At 73.8% G+C, this 5,672-nt stretch carries 1 protein-coding gene and 2 pseudogenes; 1 reads left to right on the top strand and 2 read right to left on the bottom strand.

Translation table 11 applies throughout. The features are described from left to right. Positions 1 to 150, top strand: a pseudogene (locus GT030_RS14770) (6-phosphogluconolactonase); the annotation flags it as partial. A 52-nt stretch (positions 151 to 202) separates the two neighbouring features. Here the strand turns inward: GT030_RS14770 and GT030_RS14765 are convergent. Next, entirely contained in the window at positions 203 to 5,041 is a 4,839-nt protein-coding gene (locus tag GT030_RS14765) for a DUF3320 domain-containing protein (RefSeq protein WP_161201504.1), read from the bottom strand. Between the two features lie 239 nt (positions 5,042 to 5,280). Then, positions 5,281 to 5,672 (bottom strand): annotated as a pseudogene (locus GT030_RS14760) (glucose-6-phosphate isomerase); the annotation flags it as partial.

Here is a 5,672-nt window from a genome sequence, read left to right as displayed (position 1 = left end):
GCCGAGGCGGTGGCGATCGCGCTGTCCGGCGCGGGCGAGGTGCAGGCCCCGGCGGCCGGTGCCCAGGGCCGGGCGCGGACGCTGTGGCTGCTGGACTCGGCGGCCGCGGCGGACCTGCCGCGGTCGATGTATCCGCCGGCTTCACCGTGAGCTGAGCACGGGGAAAGGGGCGGCGGGGATTCCCCGCCGCCCCTTTCGTGTGTCAGCGGGCGGCGCTCACCTGGTCCGGACCGCCCTGGAGCCGTCCGGCGCCGCGGAGTTCCGCGATGTCGGCGGCGAGCCGGTCCCGGATGTCCTTGCCGGTGCGCCGCCAGCCGAAGAACTCACAGGTCTGCTTGATGAGTTCGTCCTCGGTCATGCCGGGGCACTCGGCGGCCAGCTCGTACAGCGCCACATGGCGCTCGCCGGGCGCGATGTGCACGACCTTGCGGGGTGTGTCGCCCTCGCGGGGGTGGCGGGCCTTCAGCGGGCCGGGGTCCGCGAGCGTGTAGAAGCTGTCCTCCGAGGCGATCGTCCGCGAGCGCACCAGGGCGTCGGCGACCGCGCGGACGTTGTCCCGGATACGGCTGCCGGCCCGGCCGACGCCCCAGGCCTCCCGCGCCCGCTGCACCAGCAGGTCCTCGTGGACGGGGCCCTCGGCCCCGACGATCCGGACCAGCACCTCGCGCAGCGCGGGCCGCGCCTCGGCGGTGTGCAGTTCGTGACGCGGGGCGACGGTGACGACACCAGGGGCGTACGGCGCGCTCCACTCCCGCCCGGTGCCGAGGTCGACGGGAACGCGCTCCGGCGGGGTCTCGACGGACCGGGTGCGCTGCTCGGGCACGGTGGCGACGGGCGCCGGGCCGGTCACCGTGGTCGACGGGCCGTCGGCGACGGCCTGTTCGACGGCCTCGCGCAGCCGGCGTTCGGCCGCCGCCCGGCCCCGGTACCAGTCGGTGCCCCAGATGCGGTGCAGCTTCCAGCCGAGCCCGGCCAGCACCTGCTCGCGCAGCCGGTCCCGGTCACGGGCGGCCTTGGACGAGTGGTACATCGCGCCGTCGCACTCGATGCCGAGCGCGTATGCGCCGGGCCGCTCGGGATGGCGTACGCCCAGGTCGATGCGGTACCCGGCGACGCCGACCTGCGGCTGGACCCGGTAGCCCCAGCCGCGCAGCACGGCGAGGACGGACTCCTCGAAGGGGCTGTCGGGCTCGGCGTCGGACTGGACCACGTCACGGGCGAGGACGGCGGGGCCGTTCTCGGCGTACTCCAGATAGCGCTTGAGGTACTGCACGCTTTCGTTGGCGCTGTCGGCCAGGCCGGTGCCCCGGAAGGAGGAGACGACCTCCATGCGGAAGCGGGCGCGGGTGACCGCCACGTTGAGGCGCCGCCAGCCGCCGTTCTTGTTGATCGGGCCGAAGTTGAGGCCGAGGCGGCCGTGTTCGTCGGGGCCGTAGCCGATCGACATGATCATCACATCGCGCTCGTCGCCCTGCACCGACTCCAGGTTCTTGACGAAGAACCCGTCGAGCCGGTCCTCGGTGAAGCAGTGGTCGAGGTCGGGCCGGGCCAGCCGGGCCTGCTGCACGGCCAGGTCGATCGCGGACGCCTGCGCCTGTGACAGCGCGACGACACCGAGGGTCCTGCCGGGCCGGGTGTCGAAGTGGTGCAGCACCCGCCGCGCCACGAACTCGGCCTCGGCCCGGTTGTCCCGGCGCCCGCCCCGGTCGTAGACACCGTCGGCCGCCAGGAACGCCACGCCCACGTCCTCGCCCTCGGCCACCGCGCCGGGGAAGGTGATCATCGAGTTGGCGTAGAACTCGCGGTTGCTGAAGGTGATCAGGTTCTCGTGGCGGCTGCGGTAGTGCCAGCGCAGGGGCAGCTCGCGCATCGCGCCCGCCTTGCAGGCGTGCAGCAGGGACTCGAAGGAGTCGGGCAGGTCCTCGGCGTACTCGTCGGAGTCGTCGTCCACCGCGGAGTCGAAGAAGGAGGTCGGCGGGAGCTGCTTGTCGTCACCGGCGACGATGAGCGTGCGGCCCCGGTAGATGCAGTTCACGGCATCGCTCGGCCGCACCTGGGACGCCTCGTCGAACACCACCACGTCGAAGTGGAAGTCGGGCGGCAGGAACTGGCTGACGGTCAGCGGGCTCATCATGAAGCAGGGCTTGACCGCCTGGACGACCTCGCGGGTGCGGCCCAGCAGTTCACGCACCGGCATGTGCCGGGTCTTCTTCTCGGCCTCGCGGACGATGACGGCGCCGCCGCCCCCGGCGAAGTTGCGCGGGCGCCGCTTGTTGCACGCCTCCGTCACCGCACCGCCCGCCGCGGCGACCAGGCGCAGGTCGGCGGCCCGGAAGTCGGCCACACGGGTGTCCAGGTCCTCGGCACGGGTGCTGCGCAGCCGGGGATCGGTCGCGAGCAGGTCGTCCGCCCAGGCCCGCAGCACCGCCTGTTCGGCCACCTCGGGCAGCCGCTCCGGGTCCATCCCGCGCTCGGCGGCACTGGCCACCAGCGTGTCGGCGCCGTGCCGGGCGAGCACGGCGACCCCGCCGACATGGGTGTGCCAGACCTCGGGTCCCTGCGGGTCGTCCAGCAGGGCGTCGACGGCCCGGCCGGCCTGGTCGAGGGGGCCGAGCAGGGCGGGCGAGAGCTGGGTGCGGCGGGCCGTGTCGAACTGGTCCAGAAGCTCGGTGACGGCCGCGTTCCAGCGCGCGGATCGGGCGGTGGCGGCGGCGCACCAGGCGGCGAGGGCGCCCAGGATCTGGTCCGCGAGCAGGGTGGGCAGCGGGTCGGGGTCGGCTTCGGCGGCGAGGCGGTCGGCCAGCAGGGCGGACCGCTCCGCCGGGGCGCCCAGCACCGCGACACGGTCGGCGGTGGCCAGGGCCCGGTCGGTGTCGGCGCAGGCCGGCAGGGTGCTCGGGGTGTACGGGCCGAGGAGTGCCCGGTGGGTCTCGGTGAGCCGGGCGACCTCGGCGGCGGCCCGGTGCCAGGCGAGGGCGTCGTCCAGCCGGGTGAGGAGGGCCTTGTCCCAGGTGCCGGTGCGGGTGAGGGCGGTGAGCTGCTGCCGGTCGGCCTTGTACTGCGCGGAGAAGCGGGCCATCAGCCCCTTGTGCTGCTCCCCGAACCGGGTGACCAGTTCCGGGAGTGCGGGCTCCGCGAGCACCTGTTCCCCGAACACGTCGGCGGCGGCCGCGCGGGCCCGCTCCTCGGCGTCAAGGGCGCTACGCAGCTCCGCGGCGGCGGTGTGGGCGCGGCGCAGCGTTCCGCCGTCGAACCAGTCGCGCGGCGGGCGGTGTCCCGCGGTGGTGAGCCCGGCCAGCTCGCACAGGGCGAAAGCGGCCTCGGGCCGGTCCGGCTTCGGCATTCCGAACAGGTCGGCGAGCTGGGCGGTCTGGGCCGTGATGTCGTCGGGCAGCGTGCCGTCGGCCGGTGCCGTGGTGCCGGGCAGCCCGGCGGTGAGGGTACGGACGAGCTGCTGGAGCTCGCGGACCGTGCGGGGCTCGTCCACGGTGACGGCGAAGGGACGGCGTCCGGCGACGGTGACCAGGGCGCCGAGGGCGTCGGCGGCCTCGTGCACGGCCTGGTGCGGGGCGGTGCCGGTCAGACCGCGCCAGGCGAAGGCGTCCCCCTCGGCCGCGGGGCGCCAGGCACGGGCGACCGTACCGGCGGCGGCCAGCAACTCCTGGAGCGCGGCGGCGCTCAGGGTGCGCGCGGCCTTGGCGTTGCGCGCGCCGAGCGGGAGCTGCGGCGTCCCGGCCTGCTCCAGCAGGACCAGCCGGCCCAGGACGTCGTGCAGGGTGCGGCCGAGGGGGTCGCGGGTCTCGTTCATCGCCGCCGCGTAGCCGGACAGCTCCTCGCGCAGGGCGCGGGCGCGCTCCAGCTCGTGGGCGGCGGCGCCGGTGACACGGGCCTCGGTGGTGAGCACCCGCGCGAGCTCGGTGGCCACCGCCTTCTTGCTGGTGTCGCCACTGTGCAGCGCCATCACGAAGTCCCCGAGACCGACCGCGCCCAGCCGGTTGCGCACCACGTCCAGCGCGGCGGCCTTCTCGCTGACGAACAGCACACTGCGGCCGGCGTGCATGAGCGCGGCGATCAGGTTGGTGATGGTCTGGCTCTTGCCGGTGCCGGGCGGCCCGCTCATCACGAAGGACCGCCCGTCCAGCGCGGCCGCCACGCACTGCCGCTGGGAGGCGTCCGCGTCGAGCACGAGCGGGGTGCGCTCGGGGAGCTGGACCTCGTCGATCCGGTCGAGGCCGGGCGGCTCGAAGTCGACCAGGTCGGCGGGGAGCCCGGCGTCGGGGCCGAGAGCGACGGCACGGACCAGCGGATGGGCGAGGATCTGCTCCTCGTTCTGCTGGAGGTCCTGATACATCGCCTCGCGGTGGGAGGCGAACAGCCCGAGCACCGCCCGGTCCCGCACGTCCCAGCCCTCCAGCCGGGCGGTGACCTTCCGGGCGGCGGCGAGCACGGCGGCCGGGTCGGCGGCGTCGGTGCCGGTGACGGGCGACCAGTCGACACCGAGCCGGTCCGCCTTCACGGCGAGCGCCGGGTTGTGGATGCGCTCCTGCCCCTCGGCCGGGTGGAGGCGGTAACGGCGATTGCCGTCCCGGCGCAGCTCCACGGGGACGAGGAGGAGCGGGGCGGCGCTGCTCTCGTGCGCGCCGGGCTCGCGCCAGTCGAGCATGCCGATGCCGAGCCAGAGCACCCAGAGGCCGTAGTCGTTGAACATCTGGCCGGACTTCTGGCGGAGTTGGTACAGCGAACTGTCCAGCGCGGCCTGGGTGGTCTTCTGGGTGACCAGTCCGGGCCGGGAGCGCCGGGCGGAGCCGGTGTCGCCCGCCTTGGCCAGCTCCACTCCGGCCTCCCGCTCGGTGACGGGGGCGAACTCCCAGCCCTTGGCCAGCTCCGCGAGCAGGGCGGCCGGCTCCGGTGCGGTGATCTCCAGGGTGGCGGTCCTGGTGTGCCGGAAGTTCAGCAGCCGGTTGCGGCCGCCCATGTCCAGCAGAGAGTTCCGCCATCCGTCGAGCACGGCCTTCAACAGGGTGTGCGGCTGATGGGCCATGTAGTGGGTACCTCCCGGAGCTGCGCAGGGATGACCACCCTCTCCGGCCCCCCTGGAGGTATCTCCCTATCAGCTGCCTTCCGCCACCACACCGAAGATCGACAACCCGATATGGATCTGTTGTGAAATTACCGGGGAACTCTTGCGCGGTCGGCGTGTCTCCGCTTGACCGGTGGCGCCCGACTCTTCCGGGGGCGGGCGCGGCGGCCCGAACCGGCCGCGCCCGCCTCACGAATGGGTCAGCCGCCCATCTTCCGGTACTCGGCGACCAGCGCCCGCGTCGACGGGTCGAGGCCGGGCACCTCGGCGCCTTCGGTGAGGGCGGGTTCGATGCGCTTGGCGAGCACCTTGCCCAGCTCGACGCCCCACTGGTCGAAGGAGTCGATGTTCCAGACCGCGCCCTGCACGAACACCTTGTGCTCGTACAGCGCGATGAGCTGCCCCAGCACGGAGGGGGTCAGCTCCGGCGCCAGGATGGAGGTCGTCGGGCGGTTCCCCGGGAAGGTCTTGTGCGGGACCAGTTCTTCCGGCACCCCCTCCTCGCGGACCTCTTCCTCGGTCTTGCCGAAGGCGAGGGCCTGGGTCTGGGCGAAGAAGTTGGCCATCAACAGGTCGTGCTGGGCCTTGAGTT

Origin of the sequence: Streptomyces sp. SID1328 (assembly GCF_009865595.1) — a bacterium.
GTDB classification, from domain to species: Bacteria; Actinomycetota; Actinomycetes; order Streptomycetales; family Streptomycetaceae; genus Streptomyces; species Streptomyces griseoluteus.
Note: the sequence above shows the minus strand (reverse complement) of the source record. Positions and strands in the feature narration are given on the sequence as shown.